Source organism: Halobellus ruber (assembly GCF_014212355.1).
GTDB lineage: Archaea > Halobacteriota > Halobacteria > Halobacteriales > Haloferacaceae > Haloquadratum > Haloquadratum rubrum.
In genome coordinates this window covers 416,985-441,446 of record NZ_JACKXD010000002.1, presented here as the reverse complement: position 1 = coordinate 441,446, position 24,462 = coordinate 416,985, and the positions used below count along the sequence as shown (strand labels likewise).

At 68.0% G+C, this 24,462-nt stretch carries 23 protein-coding genes; 11 read left to right on the top strand and 12 right to left on the bottom strand.

Annotated elements, in window-relative coordinates; translation table 11 throughout:
* Window positions 1–2: 2 nt before the first annotated feature.
* Entirely contained in the window at window positions 3–956 is a 954-nt protein-coding gene (locus tag H5V44_RS07185) for a transcription initiation factor IIB (protein ID WP_185192425.1), read from the bottom strand.
* A 63-nt stretch (window positions 957–1,019) separates the two neighbouring features.
* Between H5V44_RS07185 and H5V44_RS07180 the strand changes: the two genes are divergently transcribed.
* From H5V44_RS07180 to H5V44_RS07170, 3 genes are all read left to right on the top strand, one after another.
* Window positions 1,020–1,991 (top strand): lamin tail domain-containing protein, encoded by a 972-nt coding sequence (locus H5V44_RS07180; RefSeq protein WP_343067696.1) that lies wholly within the window; start codon window positions 1,020–1,022, stop codon window positions 1,989–1,991.
* 108 nt (window positions 1,992–2,099) lie between these two features.
* Entirely contained in the window at window positions 2,100–2,729 is a 630-nt protein-coding gene (locus H5V44_RS07175) for an METTL5 family protein (RefSeq protein WP_185192423.1), read from the top strand.
* A gap of 240 nt (window positions 2,730–2,969) precedes the next feature.
* Complete coding sequence (locus tag H5V44_RS07170) at window positions 2,970–4,457, top strand: MATE family efflux transporter (RefSeq protein ID WP_185192422.1); 1,488 nt, start codon at window positions 2,970–2,972, stop codon at window positions 4,455–4,457.
* A gap of 40 nt (window positions 4,458–4,497) precedes the next feature.
* Here H5V44_RS07170 and H5V44_RS07165 read toward each other — a convergent pair whose 3' ends face one another.
* The 4 genes from H5V44_RS07165 to H5V44_RS07150 form a co-directional block, all read right to left on the bottom strand.
* A complete protein-coding gene (locus H5V44_RS07165; RefSeq protein ID WP_185192421.1) occupies window positions 4,498–6,282 on the bottom strand; it encodes a PAS domain S-box protein in 1,785 nt (594 codons plus the stop codon).
* A 93-nt stretch (window positions 6,283–6,375) separates the two neighbouring features.
* The gene (locus tag H5V44_RS07160) at window positions 6,376–7,356 is read right to left on the bottom strand and encodes a nucleoside hydrolase (RefSeq protein ID WP_185192420.1); all 981 of its coding nucleotides are present in this window, start codon (window positions 7,354–7,356) and stop codon (window positions 6,376–6,378) included.
* A 60-nt stretch (window positions 7,357–7,416) separates the two neighbouring features.
* Window positions 7,417–8,352, bottom strand: a complete 936-nt coding sequence (locus H5V44_RS07155; RefSeq protein WP_185192419.1) for a ribokinase — start codon at window positions 8,350–8,352, stop codon at window positions 7,417–7,419.
* Window positions 8,353–8,551: 199 nt separating this feature from the next.
* Window positions 8,552–8,875, bottom strand: coding sequence for an ASCH domain-containing protein (locus tag H5V44_RS07150; protein ID WP_185192418.1), 324 nt, complete (start codon window positions 8,873–8,875; stop codon window positions 8,552–8,554).
* Between the two features lie 104 nt (window positions 8,876–8,979).
* On the opposite strand from H5V44_RS07150, the gene H5V44_RS07145 reads away from it, so the two are divergent.
* Both H5V44_RS07145 and H5V44_RS07140 read left to right on the top strand, forming a co-directional pair.
* On the top strand, window positions 8,980–9,351 hold the full coding sequence (locus H5V44_RS07145; RefSeq protein ID WP_185192417.1) for a hypothetical protein: 372 nt from the start codon (window positions 8,980–8,982) through the stop codon (window positions 9,349–9,351).
* Window positions 9,352–9,483: 132 nt separating this feature from the next.
* Window positions 9,484–9,924 (top strand): universal stress protein, encoded by a 441-nt coding sequence (locus H5V44_RS07140; protein WP_185192416.1) that lies wholly within the window; start codon window positions 9,484–9,486, stop codon window positions 9,922–9,924.
* A gap of 34 nt (window positions 9,925–9,958) precedes the next feature.
* On the opposite strand, the gene H5V44_RS07135 is transcribed toward H5V44_RS07140, so the two are convergent.
* Window positions 9,959–10,594 (bottom strand): methyltransferase domain-containing protein, encoded by a 636-nt coding sequence (locus H5V44_RS07135; protein WP_185192415.1) that lies wholly within the window; start codon window positions 10,592–10,594, stop codon window positions 9,959–9,961.
* Between the two features lie 276 nt (window positions 10,595–10,870).
* Between H5V44_RS07135 and H5V44_RS07130 the strand changes: the two genes are divergently transcribed.
* On the top strand, window positions 10,871–11,623 hold the full coding sequence (locus H5V44_RS07130) for an MBL fold metallo-hydrolase (RefSeq protein ID WP_185192414.1): 753 nt from the start codon (window positions 10,871–10,873) through the stop codon (window positions 11,621–11,623).
* A gap of 74 nt (window positions 11,624–11,697) precedes the next feature.
* Here H5V44_RS07130 and H5V44_RS07125 read toward each other — a convergent pair whose 3' ends face one another.
* Window positions 11,698–12,567, bottom strand: a complete 870-nt coding sequence (locus H5V44_RS07125; protein ID WP_185192413.1) for a hypothetical protein — start codon at window positions 12,565–12,567, stop codon at window positions 11,698–11,700.
* Between the two features lie 312 nt (window positions 12,568–12,879).
* Between H5V44_RS07125 and thsA the strand changes: the two genes are divergently transcribed.
* Window positions 12,880–14,463: a thermosome subunit alpha gene (thsA, locus tag H5V44_RS07120; RefSeq protein WP_221625616.1), complete on the top strand. Its 1,584-nt coding sequence runs from the start codon at window positions 12,880–12,882 to the stop codon at window positions 14,461–14,463.
* A gap of 1,404 nt (window positions 14,464–15,867) precedes the next feature.
* Here thsA and H5V44_RS07115 read toward each other — a convergent pair.
* Window positions 15,868–16,257 carry an NAD(P)-dependent oxidoreductase gene (locus H5V44_RS07115; RefSeq protein ID WP_221625615.1) on the bottom strand — a complete coding sequence of 130 codons (390 nt, stop codon included), beginning with the start codon at window positions 16,255–16,257 and terminating at the stop codon, window positions 15,868–15,870.
* Window positions 16,258–17,008: 751 nt separating this feature from the next.
* Here H5V44_RS07115 and H5V44_RS07110 point away from each other — a divergent pair.
* Window positions 17,009–18,151, top strand: coding sequence for a pyridoxal-phosphate-dependent aminotransferase family protein (locus tag H5V44_RS07110; RefSeq protein ID WP_185192411.1), 1,143 nt, complete (start codon window positions 17,009–17,011; stop codon window positions 18,149–18,151).
* Between the two features lie 9 nt (window positions 18,152–18,160).
* Here the strand turns inward: H5V44_RS07110 and H5V44_RS17255 are convergent, their stop codons facing one another.
* The 4 genes from H5V44_RS17255 to galK all read right to left on the bottom strand — a co-directional run bounded on the left by H5V44_RS17255 (window position 18,161) and on the right by galK (window position 21,247).
* Entirely contained in the window at window positions 18,161–18,841 is a 681-nt protein-coding gene (locus tag H5V44_RS17255) for a class I adenylate-forming enzyme family protein (protein ID WP_221625614.1), read from the bottom strand.
* Window positions 18,769–19,281, bottom strand: coding sequence for an AMP-binding protein (locus H5V44_RS18105; RefSeq protein ID WP_394354510.1), 513 nt, complete (start codon window positions 19,279–19,281; stop codon window positions 18,769–18,771). Before H5V44_RS18105 ends, H5V44_RS17255 begins: the two co-directional genes overlap by 73 nt.
* Complete coding sequence (locus H5V44_RS17245) at window positions 19,179–19,490, bottom strand: hypothetical protein (protein ID WP_221625612.1); 312 nt, start codon at window positions 19,488–19,490, stop codon at window positions 19,179–19,181. Before H5V44_RS17245 ends, H5V44_RS18105 begins: the two co-directional genes overlap by 103 nt.
* A 683-nt stretch (window positions 19,491–20,173) precedes the next feature.
* Window positions 20,174–21,247: a galactokinase gene (gene galK / locus H5V44_RS07100; protein ID WP_185192410.1), complete on the bottom strand. Its 1,074-nt coding sequence runs from the start codon at window positions 21,245–21,247 to the stop codon at window positions 20,174–20,176.
* Window positions 21,248–21,457: 210 nt separating this feature from the next.
* Between galK and H5V44_RS07095 the strand changes: the two genes are divergently transcribed.
* From H5V44_RS07095 to H5V44_RS07085, 3 genes are all read left to right on the top strand, one after another.
* A complete protein-coding gene (locus tag H5V44_RS07095; protein WP_185192409.1) occupies window positions 21,458–22,714 on the top strand; it encodes an RNA-guided endonuclease InsQ/TnpB family protein in 1,257 nt (418 codons plus the stop codon).
* Between the two features lie 42 nt (window positions 22,715–22,756).
* The gene (locus H5V44_RS07090) at window positions 22,757–23,332 is read left to right on the top strand and encodes a Gfo/Idh/MocA family protein (protein WP_221625647.1); all 576 of its coding nucleotides are present in this window, start codon (window positions 22,757–22,759) and stop codon (window positions 23,330–23,332) included.
* Window positions 23,333–23,409: 77 nt separating this feature from the next.
* Complete coding sequence (locus tag H5V44_RS07085) at window positions 23,410–24,393, top strand: aldo/keto reductase (RefSeq protein ID WP_185192407.1); 984 nt, start codon at window positions 23,410–23,412, stop codon at window positions 24,391–24,393.
* Window positions 24,394–24,462 lie beyond the last annotated feature (69 nt).

Genomic DNA, 24,462 nt, shown 5'->3' with positions numbered 1-24,462 from the left:
CGTCACCGGAAGCCCATCGCTTCGATCTGTTCTTGATACCGGTTCCGGATGGTGACTTCGGTGACCTGAGCCACGTCGGCGACCTCGCGTTGGGTCTTCTTCTCGTTACACAGAAGCGACGCCGCGTAGATCGCCGCCGCCGCGAAGCCCGTCGGCGACTTCCCGGAGAGCAGCCCCTGCTCGGCGGAGACGTCGATGATCTCGGTCGCCTTCGACTGGACCTCCTCGGAGAGCTCAAGCGCCGAGGCGAAGCGGGGCACGAACTGCTTCGGGTCGACGGGCTTCAGCTCCAGGCCCAACTCCTGGGAGATGTACCGGTAGGTCCGGCCGATCTCCTTCTGGGGGACCCGGGAGACTTCCGCGACCTCGTCCAGCGAGCGGGGGATGCCCTCCTGGCGACACGCCGCATAGAGCGCGGAGGTGGCAACGCCCTCGATGGAGCGGCCGCGGATGAGGTCCTCGTTGAGCGCGCGGCGGTAGATCACCGACGCGACCTCCCGGACCGACCGGGGGACCCCCAGCGCCGAGGCCATCCGGTCGATCTCCGAGAGCGCGAACTGGAGGTTGCGTTCGCCCGCGTCCTTCGTCCGGATCCGCTCTTGCCACTTCCGGAGCCGGTGCATCTGCGAGCGCTTCTCCGAGGAGAGCGACCGGCCGTAGGCGTCTTTGTCCTTCCAGTCGATCGTCGTCGTCAGCCCGCGGTCGTGCATCGTCTCGGTGATCGGCGCGCCAACGCGGGACTTCGACTGTCGCTCGGAGTGGTTGAACGCCCGCCACTCCGGGCCGCGGTCGATCTGCCGTTCGTCGAGGACGAGCCCGCAGTCGTCACAGACCAGTTCACCCTGGTCGGCGTCGGTGACGATCTCCTCGGACTCACACTCCGGACAGACGACCGCTTCCTCGTCCGTCCGTTCGGTTTCCTGCTCCCGCTGGCGCTGGCGACGCGAGCGTTCCATTATAAGGTTTGTGGTGAAGGGTGAATTTAAACCTTTGTGATGGAATGGCAATACGAACGCACCGTGTCGCCCCCAGCGCGTCGCCTCCCCGGCGGCCTGCCCCGTCGGGGCCACGTGGCCGTTCTCCTTCTGCTCGTCGTCTCCGCCGGGTGTCTCTCGGGGGTGCCAGGCGTCGGTCCCGCGGACCCGACCCGGACGGACGGGCCAGCGGGCACGGATGACGGCGTCGAGGTCACCGTGATCGACGTCGTCGACGGCGATACGATCGATATCGCGTACGACAACGGAACGCAGGACACGGTGCGGTTGCTCGGGGTGGACAGCCCCGAGGTCCGCTCGTCGAACGACCCCGCGGAGTACACCGGGGTGCCGACCACCCAGGCTGGCGAGCGGTGCCTCCGCCGCGCCGGCGCGGACGCTTCGGCGTACGCCGTCGACCGCCTCGCCGGCGAGTCGGTCACGCTGGTGTTCGACCCGCAGTCCGAGCAGCGCGGCTACTACGGCCGGCTGCTGGCGTACGTCTTCGTCGACGGCGAGTCGTTCAACCACGCGCTCCTCCGGGAGGGCCACGCCCGGGTGTACGACACGACGTTTACCGAACGTGAACGCTACGAACGGACGGCCGAGGCGGCCAGGGCGGACCGCCGGGGACTGTGGTCGTGTGTGGACGCCGACGGGGGGAATGCGGACGGGACTGTCGGCGAGACGGCGCTCGAAGTCATCGAGATCAACTACGACGCCCCCGGCAACGACAACGACAACCTCGACGAGGAATCCGTGACGTTCCGAAACGACGGGAGCGACCCGCTCGACGTCTCCGGGTGGACGGTCGCGGACGACGGCGGCCACAGCTACACGTTCCCCGACGGGACCGTCGTCGACCCCGGCGCCGAGGTGACGCTCCGGACGGGATCCGGGACGGACACCGCAAGGACCTACTACTGGGGACGCTCCGGCGCGGTCTGGAACAACGACGGCGACGTGGTGACCGTCCGCAACGCCACTGGCTCGACGGTGATCCGGCTCCCGTACTGACTGGGTCCCGGCCGGTCGGGAAGGTTTTTGATCCCCGCGCGGGGATGCTCAGCCGATGCGACGGCGCTCCGCGTGCCGCTTGCCGACGGCAGTCGGCGGGTGGTTCTGATGGCGACGCGATCCGGGCTCGAAACCCAGTTGGCGGTCGTCGCGGGGTTCGACGACCCGCGGGCGGACCTCGAACAGTACCCGACGCCGCCGGGGTTGGCCGCCCACGTCGTCCACGCCGCCGACCTGAACGGCGACATCGAGGACCGGCTCGTGGTCGACCTCGGAACCGGCACCGGGATGTTGGCGCTGGGCGCCGCCCTCCGTGGCCCCCACGGGGTCGTCGGCGTCGACATCGACCGGTCGGTGCTGACGACGGCGGCGGCGAACCGGCGCCGGGTCGGGACGAAAACGCCGATCGGGTGGGTCTGTGCCGACGCCACCGACCCGCCGCTGTGTCCGTCGGCGCCGACGACCGTGGTGATGAACCCGCCGTTCGGCGCCCGGAACGGGAACGAACACGCCGACCGGGGGTTTCTGGCGACCGCCGCGCGGATCGCGGAGGTGTCCTACTCGGTCCACAACGCCGACTCCGAGGCGTTCGTCGAGGCGTTCGCTGCCGACAACGGGGGGGCTGTGACCCACGCGTACCGGGCGACGCTCGACCTCGACCGCCAGTTCGCGTTCCACGACGAAGACACCGAAGCGATCGACGCGGAGGTCTACCGGATCGAGTGGAGCGGAGCGTAACCTATGACCGTCAGGGACCCGTCCGGTCACCGGACGCTGTCGGGGCGGGACGGAGTCATTTATCACGGTCCGACCCCAACTCAAGGTAGTGAGTCCGGCGACAACACCCCGGGTCCCACGGATCCGTAGCCCTCCATCCGAACGGCCGCGGTTGCGGCCCGAACCCGCAACGCGCCGACAGCCCCTCGACCGTCGACCCGCCCGCGAACCGGTCCGTGCGCCCGCGTCCGAGGCCGACGGATGAGCGTTCGCGACCGGCTCGGAAGCGTGTTCAAAGGCCAGGAGGAACTGGACCTGACCGGCGGGTCGATCCCGCGGTCGCTGTTCTACCTCTCCCTGCCGATCATCGTCACCAATATGCTCCAGGTGGCGTACAACCTGGCGGACACCTTCTGGCTGGGGCGGTTCAGCACCGAGGCGCTGGCGGCGATCAGCCTGGGGTTCCCGCTCGTGTACCTGTTCATCTCCCTGGGGCTGGGGCTGACGGTGGCCGGGAGCGTCCTCGTCGCACAGCACACCGGCGCCGAACAGCCCGGGGAGGCCGAGTACGCAGCCTCCCAGACCGTCGTGTTCACCGTCCTCGCCGGCCTCGTCGTCGGCGGCGTCGGCTTCGTGTTCATCGACGAGTTGCTGCAGGTGTTCGGCGCCGAACCGCTGGTGCTCACCCTGGCGACGGAGTATATGCGGATCATCGCCGCCGGGCTGCCGTTCCTGTTCGGGTTCACCGTCTTCATCGCGCTGATGCGCGGGGCGGGCGACACGGTGACGCCGATGGTCGTGATGCTGGGAACGGTCGTGCTGAACGTGGCGCTGGATCCGGTGCTCATCTTCGGGTGGGGGCCGTTCCCGCGGATGGGCGTGGAGGGCGCCGCAGTCGCCACCGTCTTCTCCCGGGGATCGGCGATGGTGGTCGGCGTCTGGCTGATGCTCCGCGGCGCCCACGGCATCCGGATCAACCCGCGGGAGATGTGGCCCGACCCGACGTACATCCGGAAGCTGCTCCGGATCGGCGCGCCCGCGTCGCTGGAGAACACCGGCCGCGCCATCTCCGTCAACGCGGTGTTGCTCATCGTGACGCTGTTTGCGACGCCCGTGGTCGCCGGATTCGGCGTCGGGATCCGGGTGTTCTCGATGATCTTTATGCCCGCAATCGCCATCGACCGCGGGGTCGAGACGATGACGGGCCAGAACATCGGCGCCGGAAAGCTCGACCGCGTCTCGAAGACGAACCGCTTTGCCGCCAAGGCGTCGTTCCTGATCCTCGCCGGGCTCGGCGTGCTCACCTTCGTCTTCGCGCCCGACATCATCCGCGTGTTCGACGACACCCCGTCGGTGGTCCGGGAGGGCGCGACGTTCCTTCGGTGGATCGCGCCGACGTTCGGGTTCGTCGGGGTGCTCCGGGCGTACAGCGGCGGGTTCCGCGGCGCGGGGAAGACCCTCACCGCGGCCACCATCGCGGTCGTGCTGTTCGGGTTCATCCGCCTGCCGATCGCGTACGTCGCCTCCCAGGGGCTCGTGCCGCTGGACGTCTGGATCTTTAAGAGCCCGACGCCTGAGGGGATCTGGCTGGGCTTTGCGGCCTCGGGGATCATCGCCGCGGTGGTGGCGGCGGTCTGGTTCGAGAGCGGCTCCTGGCGCGACGGCAACCTGACCGACGACGTGACCCGCAGCCAGGGGACGGACGACGATCCCGAACCGGACCCGGGAGTCCCACCCGCGGACAACTGAAGATGCGGCCGGCGGGGCCGTTGGGCCCGAAATCGCCCGTTCAGTCCTCGAACTCGACGCCGGTGACCTCGAAGCGGGCGCCGCCGTCGGCCCCGTCGGTCAGCCCCACCTCCCAGCCGTGGTCCTCGGCGATCCTGGTGACGATGTTCAGCCCGAAGCCGGTCCCCTCCGCGGCGGTCGAGTGGCCCGGCTCGAACACCGCCTCCCGGTCGTCGGCGGGGACGCCCGGCCCGTCGTCGGCGACGTAGAACCCGCGGCCGTCGGGGAGGGCGCCGACAGTGACCGTGACCGAGTCGGAGCCGTGCTCCACCGAGTTACGGAACAGGTTCTCGAACAGCTGTCGGAGCCGTCCCGTGTCCGCCCTGACTGTTCCGTTGTCGGCGACTCGCAGCGTCGCGTCCCCGGTCGCGACGTGCTCCCAACAGCTTCCGACGAGGCTCCGGAGGTCGATCGGTTCCGGGTCGGCGACGGCGTCGCCCTGGCGCGCCAGCGTGAGCAGGTCGTCGATCAACGTCTCCATCCGGTCGTGGGCCCGAGCGGCCCTGTCGAGGTGGTCGCTCGGACAGTCCGCCCTCGCGAGGTTTACGCTGCCCCGCGCCACGTTCAGCGGGTTCCGGAGGTCGTGGCTGACCACGCTCGCGAACTCCTCCAGCCTGCGTTCGCGGCGTTTCCGGTCGGAGATGTCCCGGACGATGCTCAGCTCGGCGGTCTCGCCGCGGTACGACACGATCGATGAGCTGATCTCGACGGGGATCCGCTCGCCGTCCGTCGTCTCGTGGACGGTCTCGAAGACCCGCATCCCGTCGTCGTACTCGTCGGTGTCGAGCCGCGCGGCGTCCGCATCCTCGATGGTCGGGTCGATGTCCTGGATCCCCATCGAGAGCAGTTCCGACCGGGAGTAGCCGGTGGTGTCGCTCGCTGCCTCGTTGACCTCCAGAAAGGCACCGTCGGCGTCGATCACGTACGCGGCGTCGTTCATCGCGTCGATGAACTGTTCGTACTCGGCGCGGGCCCGTTCGAGCGCCGCCTTCCGCTTCCGCCGGTCGGTGATGTCCGACAGCGAGAAGACGACGCTGTCGACGTTCCCGTCGGCGTCGAACAGCGGCGCGCCGTTGACCGAGAGGATCTTCCGCGTCCCGTCGGGCCACTCGATCGTGTGGCGGAAGCCGTAGAGCGGCTCGCCCGTGTCCCGGACACGCCGGAACGGGAGCTCCGGCTCCGGGATCGGATCGCCGTCCGGATCGGTGATGTCCCACTCGGGATCGTTGTACGCCCGGTCGGTCAGGTCCGACTCCGACAGCCCGAGCACTTCGACGGCCCGGTCGTTGGCGAAGACGAACTCCCCTTCGTGGTCGAGTTGGACCACACACGAGGGGACGGTCTTGAGGATCTGTTCGAGCCGGTGGCGGCGCTTTTCGGCGTCGGCTTCCGCCCGCCGCGCCGTCACCGCGTTCCGGATCCGGTTGGCCAGGAGGTCGTACTGGTCGGTGCCGGTCCCTTTCTGAAGGTAGTCGGTGACGCCTGCCGAGATCGCCTCGCTGGCGACCGTCTCCGACCCCTTGCCGGTGTAGAGGACGAAGGGGAGGTCGGGATACCGCTCGCGGACGGCCCCGAGGAACTCGATGCCGTCCCGCCCCGGCATATCGTGATCCGAGACCACACAGTCGATGTCGCGTTCGGCGAGGAAGTCGAGGCCGTCCTCGGGGTGCGTTTCCGTGTGGACTGCGATCCTCCCGTCGATCTCCTCCAGGAACTCGGCCGTGAGGTCGGCGAAATCGGGCTCGTCGTCGACGTGGAGGACGTCGATCCCGGCGGTCGCGGTCATTGGACGGTTCTACAACACCCACAGTCCTATAAGTAACTCCCGCAGGCGATCAGCAGGAGGGGCCGTCCCGGCGGAATCCCGGCGGGACGCGCCTCAGGGATCCGGATTGCCGTCCGCCAGCATCCGGACGACCATCGCCCGGAAGCCCTCGCCGTCGAGCGACTCGACCACCTCGGTTCGGGGGTCGCCGTCGCCGACCCCGTTCTCGTCGACCGCGGAGTACCCGCGGGTCAGCCCCTCCCGCTCGTCGACGTCGACGTGGTAGGTGGCCGAGGCCTCGATCAGTTCGGGGTCGATCAGCCCGGCGACCACGGCCGAGTCGGGCTGTGTCGTCCGGTCCTCGCCGAAGGACTCCCGGTTGTACGCCCGAACCTGCGTCGAGATCTCGGTGTAGAAGTCGGCGTATCGCGTGTCGATCGCCTCGATCCGTGCGAGCGTGTCGGCGTCGAAGACGGTGTCCCTGATCGTGAGCCCCCAATCGAGGAGGGTCACGTCGAGTTCGTTCAGCACCATCTTCGCCGCGTCGGGGTCGACCCAGAAGTTGTACTCCGCGGCGGGCGTGACGTTGCCGAGGCAGTTGACGTTCCCGCCCATCACCCACACCGAATCCAGCAGGTCGTTCAACTCGGGCTCCTTCCGGAGCGCCAAGGCGACGTTCGTCAGCGGTGCGATACAGACCAGGGTGATCTCGCCGGGGTGTGCTCGGGCGGCGTCGACGATGTAGTCCGGAGCGAATCGGTCGCCGGAGGCGATCCCGGTGTCGGGAAACAGCGACCCGCCCATCCCGCCCTCGCCGTGGACGTAATCGGCGTACTCGTAGTCCTTCAGCAGGGGGTCGCGTGCCCCCTCGTAGACGGTGACGTCGTCGGCAACCCCGGCGAGGTCGAGGGTGTACTTCGCGTTCTCGACCTGATAGTCGAACTCGACGTTGCCGGCGCAGATCGTGACCCCATCGAGGTCGATCCGGTCCGAAAGCGCCGCCAGCAGCAACGCCTGGCTGTCGTCGCCCGCGGTGTCGGTGTCGACGATGACACGTCGCGCCCCGCCGTCGGCCGGCGTCGGCCTCTCGCTCATACCCGACTTTGCTCGAAGGCCGCGCAAATAGCTACCGGACGACAGCCGGGGAACGCGCGATCACTCCCCGATGCGGGCGTCGACCGCGGATCTGTCCGGGAGCGCCAGCACGACCTCGAAGTCGGTGCAGGCGAGCCCGCCGCAGACGCACCCGAACCGGACCGCGTCCGCGAGATCCCGGCCTTCCGCCCGCGCGACCGCGAGCCCGGCGTTGAACGCGTCGCCGCCGCCGGTGGTGTCGACGACCTCCACGTCGATCGCGTCGACCGCTGTCCGAGTACCGCTGTCGTCGACGAGTGCGCCGTCGGGACCGAGGGTGAGCACCGTCCGCGGGACGCCCAGCCCCGTCAGCGCGGAGAGCAGTTCCGACGGCGTGAGGTCGGCGCCGGGCTCGTGGCCCGCGAGGATGCAGCCCTCCCCGCGGTTGGGGGTGATGATGTCGACGTTCGAGAGCAGCGATTCGGGCAGCTCCCGGGCCGGCGCCGGGTTGAGGATCACTTCGGTCCCGGCGTCGGCGGCGACCTCCGCGGCCGCGATCACCGGGTCGAGTTCGGTCTCAAGCTGACACAGCAGCACGTCGGCCGACCGGATCTCCGCGGCCGCCGCCCGCACGTCCGCCCCCGAGAGGTGGGCGTTCGCCCCCTGGGCGACCGAGATGACGTTCTCCCCGTCGTCGCCGACGATGATGAACGCGACCCCCGTGTGGGTCTCGTCGGTCCGCCGGACCCCCGCCGCCGACACCCCCTCCTCGTCCCACAGGTCGACGGCGGCGTCGCCGAACCGGTCCTCGCCGAGACAACCCACGAACGACGTCGCCGCCCCGAGGCGGGCGGCGGCGACCGCCTGGTTCGACCCCTTGCCGCCGGTGCCCTCGGTGAACTCGCCGCCGAGGACGGTCTCGCCGGGCGCCGGCAGCGACTCCACCGCCATCGAGAGGTCGTGGTTGTACGACCCCACGACGGCCACGCACGGCTCCGTATCGGAGTCAGTCGTCATCCGTCCCCGTGACCTCGGTATCGGACCCGCCGGGAGTCCCCGGGGAACCCGCGTTCGACGCTGTGTGCCCACTCCGCCCGCCGGACTCGGCTGTCGTCATCGTCACGACGCTTGCCGGCCGGACGGATAAAACGACCGAGTCCGGGGGAGCCCACGGGCGCGACGCCGCGACCGCAGGCGAGGGTGACGAGACTGCCGCTCACTCGACCCGCTCGAACCGGTAGGTCAGCACCTCGTCGCTGTCGTCCCACGTGAAGTCGCCCGGATGGACCCGTTGCATCCGCCGTTTGTACGCCGCGAGCGACTCCGAGCCCTCGCGTCGGGCGTCGGCGTCGGTGAATTCGCCGAGCGTGCGGCGGTCGACGCTCGTCACCGCGAAGGTGTCGCCGTCGATCTCGAAGGTATCGCCCTCGCTTGCGTACCGTGTGGTCGCGCCGCGGGTCAACTGCGTGATCTCCCCATCGGAAACGGCCTGCTGGACGCGGTCGTTCGGCAGGACGTCGTCGGCGTCGATCTCGGACATACCACGCGTAGGGCTGGGCTTCTCAAAACCCCTGTGGGGGCGAGGTGGGCTCGGCAGACGCTCCAGCGGGTCACATAAGACCGTCGGGCCGCGAGTACGACGCGATGGACCGCCGGCAACTCGCCCGGGACGGGCTCCTCGCGGCGGCGACGTGTGGCGCGCTGCTGCTCGGCGCCGGTTTTGCGGGCGTCGATCGGCGCGCGTTCGCCGATCCGCTCCTCGTCGGTGTCGGCTGTGTTGGGATGGTGGGGATCGAGATACTGTTGCTGCGGAACCCGGAGTTGACGCGACGCCTCTGGAACCGGCGGTCGGTCCGGATCGGGAGTGCACTCGGCGTCCTCGTCGCCGGGTGGCTCGCGGCGTCGACCGGAGCCGCCCGGGTCGTCGCCGCCGTCGCCTGGGGACTGGTGGCGTACGTCGGGCTGGTGGGTGTCGTTCTCGTCGCGGGGCGGAACCCGCTCGCCCGTCTCGCCTGAGACTGGCGGCGGAGCCGACGATGTGGCCACGGCGATGCCGAGGCCTTCGGAGCGCGCTGCCGTCCCCTCCCGACCCACGACCGGGACCGCGACGCCAGCCAGTTCTTTATACGAGGCCGGGAAACGTCCGGTATGACCAACGACGACGCGGACGCCGACCGCGACCTACTGGGACACGTCCTGCTCCCGGTGGCGACCGAGGAGGACGCACGGACCACCGCGGCCGCCCTGGAGCCGTACGATCCGGGCCGCGTGACCGCACTCCACGTCGTCGAGAAGGGCGGCGGCACCCCCGACAAGACGCCGGTGGAGCAGTCCGAGGAACTCGCCGAGGAAGCCTACGCCGCCGTCCGGGCGTTCTTCCCCGGCGCCGAGGACCACACCGCGTACGGCCGCGACGTCGTCGACGCGATCCTCGCGGCGGGCGAGGAGGTCGGGGCGACCGCGGTCGCGTACCGCCCCCGGGGCGGCAACAGGCTAGTGCAGTTCCTCTCCGGCGACCGGTCGCTGCGGCTGGTGACGGAGGCGGACCGGCCGGTGATCGCGTTGCCACGGGACGAGTCCGGGGAGTAGCGGGGGGTCTTGGCCCTCGCAGCGGTGGAGGCGGTCAGTTCCCCGGCGCCCCGGTCTCTGCCGACTCGTGCCGGGCGATCACGGCCGCGAACGGATCCGTCTCCGGGCGGTCGCGGACGACGTCGGCGACGGCGAGTCCGCCGGCCGCACAGTACGACGACACCAACTCGACGCGTTCGTCCATCCCGGCGCTCCGCCACGCGCGGATCGCCTTCGTCGGGAACATCCGGTTCGTGAAGCTCACGACCGCGACGCCGTCGGGTGCGAGCACGCGCTCGAACTCGGCGAAGGTCGCCCCCGGATACTGGAGATACTGGACCGAGAGCGCACACAGGACGGCGTCGAACGCGTCGTCGGCCAGCGGGAGTGCCTGTTCGGCGTTGAGATCCCGGACGAACCACTCGTCGAGAGCCCCGTTGGCGTCGAGTTCGGCCCCGTTGAGTCCGTGTCCGACGACCCGGGCGTACGCCCGCGGCGGGAGGTGGGACACCCAGCTACTCATCGCGTCGAAGACCCGGTCGCCGTCGGCGAGAAACGAGTCATACAGGTCGGAGAGACGCTCGATGAACCCGTCGTCGGCGTGCGTCACGAACCGCGGGTGGTCGTAGAACGCGGCGTCGGACCCGGAGTCGAGTTTGGTTCGATCCGCCGGTGATAACGGGGCGTTCACGTAGGATCGTACGGGCCCAACCCTGAAGAACGGACCGGCCCCGGTCCGTGGATGTCCCGGTTTTCATACTGTCGGCTATAGTCTCGTGACGGATTTCGACACCCCGGGGTGTCGAAAATCTTCGCGTAGTTATAGCCAACAGTATCAGTTCACGCGACGGTTTGTACGGTGAGGTCGGTCGGAGAGCAGTCACGACTGACCCGGCCACCGCCCCCCACGGACTGCTGGCGCGGTTCGCACCGAGTCTTATGTTCCCCGCGTCCCTACTTCGGGCGGATGACAGTCTCCCACGACGGCCTCGCGGTCGAGTGGCTGGGGTACGCCACGATACGAATCGAAAGCGAGGACGCCGTCGCCTACGTCGATCCGGGGCGGTACGGCGTCCTCTCCGACGAGTGGACGCCGCCCAGCGACGCGGCTCGCGGCGCCCATCCGCCGGCGCGCGACTACCGTCCCGAGGACGCCGACGCCGTGTTCGTCACGCATCTGCACCACTACGATCCCGACGGGATCGAACGGGTGGCCGCCGAGGACGCCACCGTCGTCGCGTTCGAGGCCATCGACGTGAACGATACGCGACGGGCCGACACCCGACCCGAGGCGTTGCCCTACGACGTCCGGACCGTCGGCGCGGACGAACGCGGCGCGGTCGGGGACGTCGGCTTCCGGACAGTCCCGGCCTACAACCGACCTGACGGCCCGCACACCGGCTCCGACGGTGCGCCGGTCCACCCCGAGGGGTTCGGCTGCGGCTACGTGCTCTCCGTCGACGGCACCCGCGTCCTCTACCCCGGTGACTCCGACGTACTGCCTGTGCACGCGAACCTCGACGTGTCCCTGTTTCTGCCGTCAATCGACGACACGTTCTCGATGGGCGGTGAGGCCGTCGTCGAGTTGGCCGCCGAGATGTCCCCCGACCTCGTCTGTCCGGTCCACTACAACACCTTCGACGCGCTCGAAGCCGACTCCCGGGCCGTGGCCGGAGCGGTGGCTGCTCGCGGCATCCCGGTGGTGCTTGACGAGTCCTGACTGTCGCGTGCGCCGTTTCCCCGTGACTGATCCGTTCCCGTGCGATTGCGGAACAGCTATCCATCCGAACGCGGTCACTCGCCACCCGACAGCACCGCCCACCACCCCGCCGTGGGGCCGTCGAACAGCCGCTCCGGGACGAGGGGGGCCGGAACCGGGCGGAACCCGCCGCGGCGCATCGCCGCGATCCCGGGGTATCGCTGGACGGGACGACCGGCGAAGTCACACACCCGGATCTGTTTGTCGCGGTCGCGGTGATACGTGTACGGGAACCGGGCCCGTGGCGGGCACGCCAGTTCGTCGACGCCCGCCAGCCTGGCGAGGACGGTCCCGTCCGCGCGGAGTTCCAGCCACGGCGCCTGGTCTTCCGACTCCTTGGCCGCCGGCGCGGGGAGCGCATCGGACGGAGAACCCCCTTCGTCGGCCTCGACGGATCGGATGCCCGTCGGCTCGGGCGGCGTCCGCGTCTCCCGCCACTCCAGTTCGGGGCCGGTGGGGACCGCCGCGTACCCGCCCTCTTCGAGACGGATCCGGTCGGGACCGGCGTAGAATCGTCGCCCGTCGTCGTCGGCCTCGCGGACGCCGACCGGCGGGGATAGCAGCCGTTCGACCGCCGCGGCGACTCCCTCGGTCGGGACGACGAAAAGCGTCGCCCGCCCGTTGGTGCGGTTGTTCCAGAGCCGCGAGAGGGTGACCGTCGGATCGGAGTCCGGGAGCGGTTCGACCGCGACGGGCCGGCCCGCGGCCAGCAACTCCCCCGGCGTCGGCGGGTCGGTCGTGCGGTCCGGCGGCGTGGTGGACGCCCCACCTCCGTCCGGCGGGCCCCCGGCGGCCGCCGGCGGGGTCGCGATCGCAGGGGGCTCCGTGGCGTCCGTCGACCGCGAAACCGTCGTCCCAGCCTCGCGACACCGATCGATCCCCGCCGAGAGCAGCGCGTCACTCATCGCCCGATGCTTCGAGCGTGAGGGTAAGTGCGTTCCGTCCACGGCAGTCGAGGGGGTATATACGAAACCGGAACCACCCGCCGTATGCGGTGACGATTTGCCCCGCGCCGGGCAGCGGTATCGTCGCGTTTGTAACTGAGTTCTCAGTCGATTGCACAGTCGTGCGATCGATCGGGAGGGGACTTACAAACGCGACGATAGTCCGGCACGTCGGCGCGGGGGCGAGAACGTGTCGGCTGTTCGCAATCCGGCCGGGGTCCGTCGGTCAACGTAACGTATATTTTGCATCGCGGACAGACAGCCATATGCACTATGTCGGAATCGAACCCTGGTCAGCGACAGCGATCCGGAGCACCGGTGTTCATCCTGGACGAGGACAGCGAGCGGACCGCCGGTCGCGACGCCCAACAGGCGAACATCGCGGCCGGAAAGGCCATCGCGGAGGCCGTTCGGACCACGCTCGGCCCCCAGGGAATGGACAAGATGCTGGTCTCGGATTCCGGCGACGTGGTGATCACGAACGACGGGGCGACCATCCTCTCGGAGATGGACATCGAACACCCCGCAGCGCAGATGCTCGTCGACGTCGCCGACGAGCAGGAGGCGGCGCTGGGTGACGGGACCACCACGGCCGCGATCCTGACGGGCGAGCTACTCTCGGCGGCCGAGGAGTTCCTCGATCAGGACCTCCACCCGCGGACGATCGTCGAAGGCTACTGGGAGGTCGAGCGGATCGCCGCCGACGCGATCGACGACTGCATACTCGACGACGACGAGTTCGGCGAGGAGTCGCTGCAGCAGGCTGTCGAGTCCGCGATGACGGGCAAAGGGACCGGCAGTGTCGCCGTGGACGCCCTTGCCGGGACGATCATCGAAGCCGTCGAGCGGGTCGACGACGACGGTACGGCCGACCGGGATGCCATCGCCGTCGAGGCCCGAACCGGTCGGAGCGCCAGTGCCACGGAGGTCGTCGACGGTGTCCTCGCTGACGCCGACCCGGTACGCGACGGGATGCCCGAACGTGTCGACGACGCCACAGTCGCGGTTATCGACGGCGATCTGGAGCAGCGCGAACCCGGAGTCGACACCGAATACGCGATCAGCACCGACGAGCAGCTGTCGACCGCGGTCGCCGCCGAGGAGGAGACCCTCGTCGGCTACGCCGAGTCGCTGGCGACGGCGGGCGTCGACGTGGCGTTCGTGACCGGCGACATCGCAGACCGGACGGCCAGCGCACTCGCGTCCCGGGGCATCCTCGCGTTCGAGGACGTCGACGGCGACGCGGCCGCGGTGGCGGCCGCGACCGGCGCCTCGCAGGTCCCGGGTGCCGACGAAGTCGAAGCCGGCGACCCGGGTAGCGCGGGCGCTATCGCCGTCGAGGCCGCCGGCGACGACAGCGTCGTCCGTATCGAGGCCGGCGCCGGCGAGCCGCGGGCGACGGTGGTAGTGCGCGGGAGCACCGAACACGCGCTCGACGAGATCGAGCGGACCGTCAACGACGGGATCGACGTCGCGGTGGCGGCGTACAACCGCCGCGAGGTCGTCCCCGGCGGCGGGATGGTCGAGGTCGCTGTCGCCGAACGGCTTCGGGAGGCGGCCGCCGGAGTCGAGGGGCGGCGACAGCTGGCCGTCGAGGCCGCCGCGGAGGCGTTCGACGCCGTCCCACGGGCCCTCGCCCGGAGCGCCGGGGAGGACCCGATCGACACGCTCGTCGAACTCCGCGCAGCGAACCGCGAGGGGCGGGCCGGGCTCGTGATCGACGGGGACGTCACCGTCGCGGATCCCGTCGAACACGGGGTGCTCGACCCCGCGGCCGTCAAGCGGGAGTCGGTCCGGAGCGCCGTTGAGGTGGCGACGATGATCCTCCGGATCGACGACGTCATCAGCGCCGACTAAACTGCCGGCCCCGCCGGGTCGTCAGTGGATCCCGGCAGTAAGATAGGTGATCTGATATGTATATATCCTCGAAACGGCTCAGTCCAATTTTCGTCTCGGATCTTCGTTATCCATCTGAATCCCAATTTCACATCTATTTTTCTTGATTAATATCCAAATCGGTTCTTTATTTTATATTTGGCTTCGAGCCTCCGGACGTACGGCCACGCCAGGCTGACGCGGACCCGGTCGTGAGGTCCACCGGAGATCGTTAACTACCTGAATATTTATCAGAGTTATTGCGGTGGTGTACCCCATGCGTCGGGCGGCGGAATCCCCAACAGGACGGGAGTCGGCCGGGAAATCTCGGCGCGGGAGTACGACGTCGTCGTCGAGCGCGAGGTAGAGACCCCGGTCGAGAGCGGCGGTATCACGCTCGTCGCGGACGCGTTCCCCGGGCGGAGGGCGTCGACACGTTGCTGCTGTGTGGCTTTACGACGAACGTCTGCGCGCGGGGACGTCCCCGACGACTACGGGATCCACTTCCCGATCGTGTCGATGCACACGGGCTTCGAGCGACCCCGAAGATCGGCGACGTTTTCACCACCTCCATCGACCCCGACACGGGCGACAGGAGCTCGAGGCTGGAGTTCACCGCGACGGACGCCGCGGGGAACGTTCGGTTCAGGGCGTGAAAACAGCATATTACCGCGTCGAAACCGGAGAACGAGCCCCAGTCGATCCCCGACGGCGTGCGGCGGGCGTTAGCCGACCGATAAGCGTGGCGACCGCGTCGGCTGCTCGTGATCGGTCGCGTCAGTTCCCCTACCGGTAGTTGATCGCGACAGTGTTCACCAGCTCCCGGAGGATCTGCAGCAGCGTCCCCCGGTACTCCTCGTCGCGGATACGACCCGTCGGCACGGCGATACCGAGCGAGCCGGGCCCGACGGCCGATGCCGGACCGGCGGATCGGAGTGAGCGAGGCCGTTATCCATCGATAATTATCGATCCGAATCGAGGGCCAACGACTTTGCCGGCGCGATCAGCAACGCCGGCGGTGTCGTACTCCCCGCCACCGGGTCCCCGAGCGAGGGGCCCGATACGGTCGGAGTATCGCATCACCGACGAACCAGAACCGCCTGAATATCCCGGACGGTAACTTTTGAACGAACGAACGGGCTCCGTCGTCACAGGTCCGCTCCAACACTGGAACAAGGCGTGTTAGTCCGGTTCAGCACGCTCAATATAATGCGTGTACGATCGTTATTTTTAAACAACTCGATCGATGGTAGGGGCTCTTCCCGTGAGTTACGGCGATACCGGACGGAATGTGATCATATGTTTTCGCCACAAGCGGCTACCGTACGGGGGAAGCATTGCCGGGAGCGGGCGCGGGAGGGGACCGGACGGCCCACGGTAGTGGTGTCAGGACTCACCGTCGACGACGACGTACCGGTCTATGATCGGCCGATCGTCGACCAGTCGGAGCACGTCCTCGACGAGCTGGTCGGTGGTGTCCGCGCGACTTTCGGCGGTCATCGCGGCGATGTGCGGCGTCGGGACGAGGGTGTCGAGGTCCGAGAGCGGCGAGTCCCCGCCGAGCGGTTCCTCGGCGAAGACATCGAGGCCCGCACCGGGGATGCGGTCATCGCGCAGGGCGTCGATCAGCGCCGCCTCGTCGACCACCGGGCCGCGGGAGACGTTCACGAGGATCGCCGACGACCGCATCGTCTCGAGTTCGGACGCGCCGATCAACCCCCTGGTCTCGTCGGTAAGCTCCGGCGTGAGGATCACGACGTCGCTGTCGGCCAGCAACGTCTCGGGATCGCGTCGCCGGGGAACATCCCGTTCGGGTTGGCCACGACGAGCTGTTTCGCCGCCCCGGGTTCGGCGTCGTCGAAGTCGTTGACGGCGAAGTCCGCGTGGAACTCCGGTGCGTCGGGTCACAACGTAGTGATCGGTCATATGGTACGCCTGGTCCGCGAAGGCACAGGTCCTCCGCCGGGAGCGCCGTTCCCCGGTCCAGTTCGTGATCTCGTCGGTGACCTTGGTGAACCGTCCGACGCCGAAGTCGCGGGGTGAGTTCTACCGGACTGCCCGCCGCCTCGACGGCCTACTTCATACTGTCGCTGAAAGACCACGCTCGTCCACTCGTACCGAGTTTCCATCCTATCGGTGTCGTGTTCTCCACTTGATAGTTCGGTAGGCGGTCGGGGTCGTGTTTAGTTAAGCGATAGCTGGCAGGAAAACCATCCTCGGGCGGGAATGGAAGGGGCCGCGCTCTCGACGAAGACGGCTGAAGCAAGGACCACAGGCGCGAGCGAAGCGAGCGCCGAGGACCACAGCGAAGCCATCGAGTCGAGAGCGCGGGGGCTTCCGCAGTTTACACTCCTCCGCTCTCGTCGATGTCACTCTTAACTAAACAGTACCGCGGTCGGCCGGACAGTTATTATATGAATGTTTTCCCGGCTGCGGCGGCTTTCGAGTTCCGACCCCCTCGCGAGGGTGGGTTCCGCGCCGACGTGGATCGGTTGGTTTTAGTCCGCAGGTGTTCGGTACTTCTCGTATGCTACAGCCACCGGATACCGAACCGCTCGATCCCCCGGAACGGACGCTGATGGGCCCCGGCCCGAGCGAGGTCCACCCGCGCGTGCTCAGGATTATGAGCGCGCCGCTCATCGGCCACCTCGACGCGTCGTTCATCGAGATTATGAACGAGGTCCAGGAGCTCCTTCGCTACACGTTCCAGACCGAGAACCGCTGGACGATCCCGGTGAGCGGGACCGGGTCGGCGTCGATGGAGACCGCGTTCGCGAACGTCGTCGAACCCGGCGACACCGTCCTCGTGCCGACGAACGGCTACTTCGGCGGCCGGATGGCGTCGATGGCACAGCGGGCGGGCGGCGAGGTCGTCCACGTGGACGCCCCGTGGGGGGAGCCGCTGGACCCCGACGACGTCGCCGCGGCGTTCGACCGACACGACCCCGAGGTGTTCGGGTTCGTCCACGCCGAGACGAGCACCGGCGTGGTGCAGCCGCAGGTGCCGGAGCTCACGAGTATCGCCCACGAACACGACGCGTACGTCATCGCAGACACCGTGACGTCGCTGGGCGGCGTCGAACTCCGCGTCGACGAGTGGGACGTCGACGTCGCGTACTCGGGCGGCCAGAAGTGCCTGTCGTGTCCGCCGGGCGCGAGCCCGCTCACCGTCAACGACCGGACGATGGAGAAGGTTCTCGGCCGCGACACCGACGTTCGGTCGTGGTATCTGGATCTCTCCCTCCTGGAGGGCTACTGGGGCGAGGACCGGTCGTACCACCACACCGCGCCGATCACGAACGTCTACGCGCTACGGGAGGCGCTCCAGCTGGTCGCCGAGGAGGGACTGGAGGCGCGGTGGGGGCGCCACCGCGAGATGGCCACCCGGCTCAAGGAGGGCGTCGAGGAGCTGGGTCTCGAACTGAACCCCGACGACGAGTTCTGGCTGCCCTCTCTGAACGCGGTTCGGATCCCCGACGGCATCGACGACACACGCCTGCTCGCGGAGGTCCAAGAGCAGTACAACCTTGAGATCGCGAGCGGCCTCGGCGACCTGGAGGGTGAGATCCTTCGGATCGGCTGTATGGGCTACTCTGCGCGGCCGCAGAACGTCCGACTCGTTCTCTCCGCCCTGGAGGACGCCCTCGCGATGCAGGGTTACGAGCCGTAAGGCGACACGTTATTGGGGATCCTCGTTTTTCGCACCCAGCCGATCGAGCGCTCCGGTAGAGGTCCGGGGGAGCGACTCGTCGACGAAGCGGTACTCCCGGGGGCGCTCCATCCGCGCGGTCTCGTCGCTGTCGAGACACCACTGGTCTAACTCCCCGGCGGTCAGGTCGGGGTTCGGCGAGTGGACGTCCGCGGTCACCTTCTCGCCGTACTCGTCGTCGACGCCGACGATCGCCGACTTGTTGAGGTCGGGGTGGGCGTTGAAGACCTCCTCGACCGGCGAGGGGTAGATTTTGATCCACTTCGATATGATCATCAGATCCGTCCGTCCCTGGAGGGAGGCGAACCCCGACTCGTCCGTGTAGCCGAGGTCGCCGTAGTACCACCACCCGTCCTCGAACATCTCTCCGGTCTTGTCGGTCCGCTTCTTCGCCCACACCGGACAGTCCGGCGCCCGGACCGCGATCTCGCCGGCCTCGCCCGGCGGCTTGGCGCCCTCGGAGCCGCCGTTCCGGTCGACGATCCGGACCTGAACGCCCGGGACGGGCTTGCCGACGCTCTCGACGTTCTCGGCGGTGAGTTGGGCGTTCTGCATCACCGTCGCGGCGTAGGAGTTTTTCACCACCTCACGGACGTTCTCCCGGAGCCGACGCAACGCCGTCGCGTCCAGGCCCTCACCCGCGGACGGCACCGACCCCGAGCGAACTCGGGTCGTACTCGTCGAAGGAATCGACGTTCGGGACGCCGCGCCACATCGTCGGCACCGGGAGTGCGGTGGCGAGGTCGAGTTCGTCGATCATCCGGAGGTACGCCCCGGGTCCCACGTGCTCCGGAAGAAGGTGGTCGCCCCCGAAAGGAGCGCAGGGAGCACGACCGAGTACCACGCCGCGAAGGGGGGCGTGAACACGTGCGGCTGCCGCGCCGAGCGGTGGAGTTCGTAGAGGGCACCAGCGTGTTCGCCCGGAAGTAGAGCCCGCGGTTCGTGTGGCACCACCCCTTCGGCTCGCCGGTCGTCCCCGAGGTCCACATCACGACCGGCGTGTCGTCTTCCCGAACCGCACATCCGGCTCTTTCGTCGGCCGGTTGGCCAGGAACGAGTCGTACCCCGCCTCGTAGCCCTGTTGCGGCGATCCCGTGGTAACGACGGCGTCGAGGTCGGTGTCGATCTCGTCTTTCAGACGCTCCTCGTACATCTCGGCGGTCGATTCGTCGACGACGAGCACCTTCGGCCGGAGCGGGTCGATGCAGTGTCCGGGCGTGTTCGGGGACGCTCGGATGTGGGGCTTCGAGACGATACAGCCCGCCGTTCCGGAGGACCGCGTGTTCGAGGGAGTCCTCACAGAGCAGCGCGATCCGGTCCCCCTGTGCGAGGACTCTCCGAAGCCGTGCGCCCCGCTCGGCTGCTCCGCTCGTCGAACTCCGCTCACGTCGCCGTCTCAGCGTCGACGCCGTTGCCGAACGCGACCTTTCCGGGTTGTTCTCGGCGGCGATCCGGGAGAGGTTCGTGACTGCCGGTACCCCGACGGTAGAGCGCTGATGCATACGGAACCGTTGCACGACCGCCTGGATTATCCTTAGAGAGGTCTACGACCGACGCAACCAGGGGCGGAGAACTGCGGGGTGGAGCGTCGTTCGCCTGCAGCGGTTCGACGGTTGGTGGGACCGCGGGAGGCCCCGAGAGCGGTTCCGGTCGCGGACGCCCTCAGGACAGCACCGCGGTCGAACGACGGTGGGATAAAATCATATTTTCTATATAAAAAACTCTCAAATATTTTCGTGGGCAGAGTTCCTCCACTCGATTTTGTATAGCGGAATGTAGTTCAAACCTCCGTCTTCGTAGATGATAGCTTGAATTTTCTACCGTATACTTTAGTAAAGCGGACATTTGATCGTCGGGAGGACTCACCGCTGGCGTTTGTGACGGCTGCCATCTCCCGTGGACGGCCGAGCCTCCGAGCTTCTGCCGCCGGAATCAACGGAGGTGCGCTACCGTCCATCGAAGAAACCGGCAGCCTGACGGCGATCAGCTCCGGCTCTGCCGCTCGACAGTCACCCCTGCGGACGGTTCGATCAGATACGATTCCGAGTCGTGGTGGGGGAACTGCTCGGCGTATCTCGATTCGACCGCACGGGCGACCGCGTCCGCGTTCTCGACGTCGACGACCGCAACCGCGGCCCCGCCCCATCCTGCCCCGGTCAACCGCGCGCCGTACGCGCCGGCGTCGACGGCCGCCCGGACGACGAGATCGAGCTCCGGACAGCTCGCCCCGTAATTGTCGGCAATGTCGCGGTGTGCTGCCGTCAACAGGTCGCCGAAGCGGTCGAGGTCGCCGGCCGTGAGGGCGTCTTTCGCCTCCACGACGCGCTGGTTCTCGCGTCTGATGTACCCCAGGCGTTGACGCTCCAGGGCAGGCAACTCCGCGAGGTCGGCCTCGGTCACGGCCTTCGAGGAGTCCCGCCCGAGACGGTCCAGGGCGGCCTCGACTGTCGAGCGCCGTTCGTTGTACGCCGAATCCACGAGTTCGCGCTCGACCCCGGTGTGGAACACGAGCACCCGCGCGTCGGCGGGAATCGGGACGGGATCGGACGCCAACGTCCCCGTGTCGATGTGGAGCGCACTCCCCGCCCGACAGAGCGCCACCGCAAACTGGTCCATAACCCCGCAGGAGACCCCGACGTAGTCGTTCTCGACCCGCTGTCCGAGCAGCGCCAGCTCGGTCCGGTCGATCCCGAGGTCGTAAGCGTCCTCCAGAAAGGCGAGGACGGCGAGTTCGAGGCTCGCCGACGAGCTCAGCCCCGAGCCGAGCGGGAGGTCGCCGCCGAGTTCGCCACGGAAGCCCCCGGGGTCGTACCCGTCGGCCCGGAGCACGTGATAGACGCCCTTGACGTAGTCGAGCCAGGTGCCGTCGGGCTCGAAGCCCGTCGGGTCGAACCGGCCGTCGGCGTCGAGCGCGGCCGAGCTGACCTCGACGTGGTCTGCCGGTTCGGCGGTCAGGGCCGTGTGGAGGTCGGTCGCGATCGGCATCGCGTCGCCGCCGGTGTAGTCGGTGTGCTCGCCGATGAGGTTCACCCGACCCGGTGCGCGTACCTCGTACATACGGGGTAGTTCGTCCGGAGAAGGGTGACCCGAGGGCATAAACCGGTCGGCCCGCCACCGATTCCGTCCCGACGCACGACTTATAGAAAGCACGAGGCGAAAACCCACGGCTTTAGCCGTGGGATGAAGCCGACAACTGGGAATCAAACCACGCTCCAGTAGCAGGCCGACTCCCCAATGGTTAACAATTACTCATTCTACGTATAAGATATGGAGGTGCGGCGTACTGTCCCCGTTGCGCTCGATGTAGACAGTGACGACGCCGCACTCCTCGAAGACACCGTAGACATGTTCCTCTGGTGCGCTCAGTACGTCGTAGACCACGCTTTCCAAGGCGAGTACGTCACCACCAGCAAGACCACGCTGGACGACGAAACCTACGACGATGTGCGAGAAGCCACTGGCGGGTTCAACGGTGGACTGGTACAAGCCGCTCGAAACAAGGGGGCTGAAGCCTGCAAAAGCGTGGTTGAACGGTGGAAAAACGGAAAGAAAGCGTCGAAGCCGACGTTCACCAGTCCGCACGTCGTCTACGACCACCGCACCGTGACGTTCCACGACGACTACGTGAGCCTCGCTACGACCGACGGTCGTATCGAAGCCGACTACATTCTGCCCGACAAGGATAGCGACACGCCGCACTCGCAATACCTGTTCTCCAACGAATACGAAACGACGGGTGCGGAACTGCACTACCACGACGGCGACTGGGTGCTTCACGTCCACTGCAAGAAAGAGGTAGAGTTTGACACGTCGGAACAGGCAACCACTGAGAACGGAACGGTTCTCGGGGTTGACCTCGGTGTGAACAACCTCGCTGTCGCTTCGACGGGCACGTTCTGGACTGGCGACGAATTCGACCACTGGCGCAGAGAATATGAGAAACGGCGTGGGTCGCTCCAACAGTGCGGCACGCGCTGGGCACACCAGAACATCCAGTCAGTCGGACGGAAAGAGGAAGGCCGATTCAAGCTGATGCTGCACCGCATCAGCAACGAATTGGTCGCGGAGGCTCGTGAGAACGAGTATTCGGTGATAGCGTTCGAGGACTTGACGGACATTCGTGAGCGAACTGGCGCGTCGTGGGGCCACAAGTGGGCGTTTGACCGACTGTACGAGTACGTTGAGTACAAGGCCGAAGAATACGGCATCACGGTCGAGCAGGTTGACCCTGAGAACACGAGTCGCCGTTGCTCTAAGTGCGGGTTCACACACCCAGACAACCGCGAGGACGAAGACTTCGAGTGTCTGAACTGCGGGTATGAGAATCACGCGGATTACAACGCTGCGAAGAACATCGGGTTACGGTATCTCCGTCGCAACCAAACTGGGGGCGACGGAGGCGCACCCTTGGGCGTGCGCTTGAACAGCGGGACGTTGAACGTGAACGGAGGTTATTCTCCTGCCGACGATGAGTCGGCCAGAACGGGAGTCCACGCTGAATCCCACCGCTTTAGCGGTGGGTAGCTCAAGTACCGCTATCACCCCCGCACCGAACGCGCGGCGGAACTGGTCGAGGAGGAACTCGACGGCGTCCACGCGGTGAACGCGTCGTTCAAGTTCCGGCTGGAGGGCCGTCCGGACGACGTCCGCCTTGACCCGTCGCTCGCGGGCGGCGCGCTGATGGACGTCGGCTGCTATGCGGTGTCGGCCGCGCGGCTGTTCCTCGGGGAGCCCGACCGGGTGTACGCCCACGAGCGGGACTCCCGCGGCGCCGGAGTCGACACCGATTTGATGGGGATCCTCGAGTACGACGACGCGATGGCGCACGTCGACGGCTCCTTCGACGCCCCCGAGGTCCAGCGGTACCGGGTCGAAGCCGAGAACGGATGGGTGGAGGCCCAGCCCGCGTTCGACGTCGCCGCCGACGCGCCGGCGACGCTCTCGTACTCGATCGACGGCCACGAAGACACCGAACGGTTCGGACCGGTCGATCAGTACGCCGAGCAGGTGACCGCCTTCGCGAACTGCGTCGACAGCGGTGCGGAACCGCGGACCGGCGGCACCGAGGCCATCGCGAATATGCGCGTCATCGACGCCCTCTACGAGAGCGCAGCGCGGGGCGTGCCCGTCGACGTGGCGTAAAGCGGCGCCGTGCGCCGGACGCCAGCCCCGCGACCGACTCCCGAAGCGTTAGGGGTGCCGGGACGGTAGCCGTCGATATGGAGACGCGACCACTCGGGACGACCGGCGTCGACGTCACGGAGGTCGGACTCGGGACCTGGCAACTGGGCGGCGACTGGGGCGACGTGGCCGAAACACAGGCGCGTGAGGCGATCGAGGCCGCACTCGACGCCGGAGTCACGTTCCTCGACACCGCGGACGTGTACGGCGACGGCCGGAGCGAACGGCTCATCCGCGAGGTGCTCGAAGGGCGCGACGAGGAGCCGTTCGTGGCGACCAAGGCCGGCCGCCGGCTGGACCCCCACGTCGCCGAAGGGTACACCGAATCGAACCTTCGAGGGTTCGTCGACGACTCCCGCGGGCGGCTGGGCGTCGAGACCCTCGATCTGGTGCAGTTGCACTGCCCGCCCACGGACGTTTACTACGAGCCGGCGACCTTCGAGGCGCTGGAGACGTTCAAAGACGAGGACAGGATCGACCACTACGGCGTCAGCGTCGAACGCGTCGAGGAGGCGCTGAAGGCCATCGAGTATCCGGGCGTCGAGACGGTCCAGATCATCTTCAACCCGTTCCGGCAGCGCCCCCGGGAGACGTTCTTCCGGGAGGCCGCCGCCCGCAACGTCGGCGTCATCGTCCGGGTGCCGCTGGCGTCAGGCCTGCTAGCCGGGGCGCTGACGGCCGACACCGAGTTTCCGGAGAACGACCACCGGAACTTCAACCGCGACGGCGAGGCCTTCGACGTGGGCGAGACGTTCGCCGGCGTCCCCTACGAGGACGGGTTAGACGCCGTCGACGCGATCGGGCCGCTGGTGCCGGACGGGCAGTCGATGGCGCAGTTCACCCTCCGGTGGATCCTGGATCACGACGCGGTCTCGACGGTCATCCCAGGGTCGTCGACCCCCGAGCACGTCCGCGACAACGTCGCGGCCGCCGACCTCCCGCGGCTCCCCGCCGGGCGCCACGCGGCCGTCCGCGAGGTGTACGACGAGTCGGTCCGCGAGCACGTCCACCAGCGGTGGTGAGAGACGGTCGCGGTCCGCTCGGCACCTGTCCAGGGAGGCTCCTCGTCTCCGCCGCCCGGCCGCGACCGA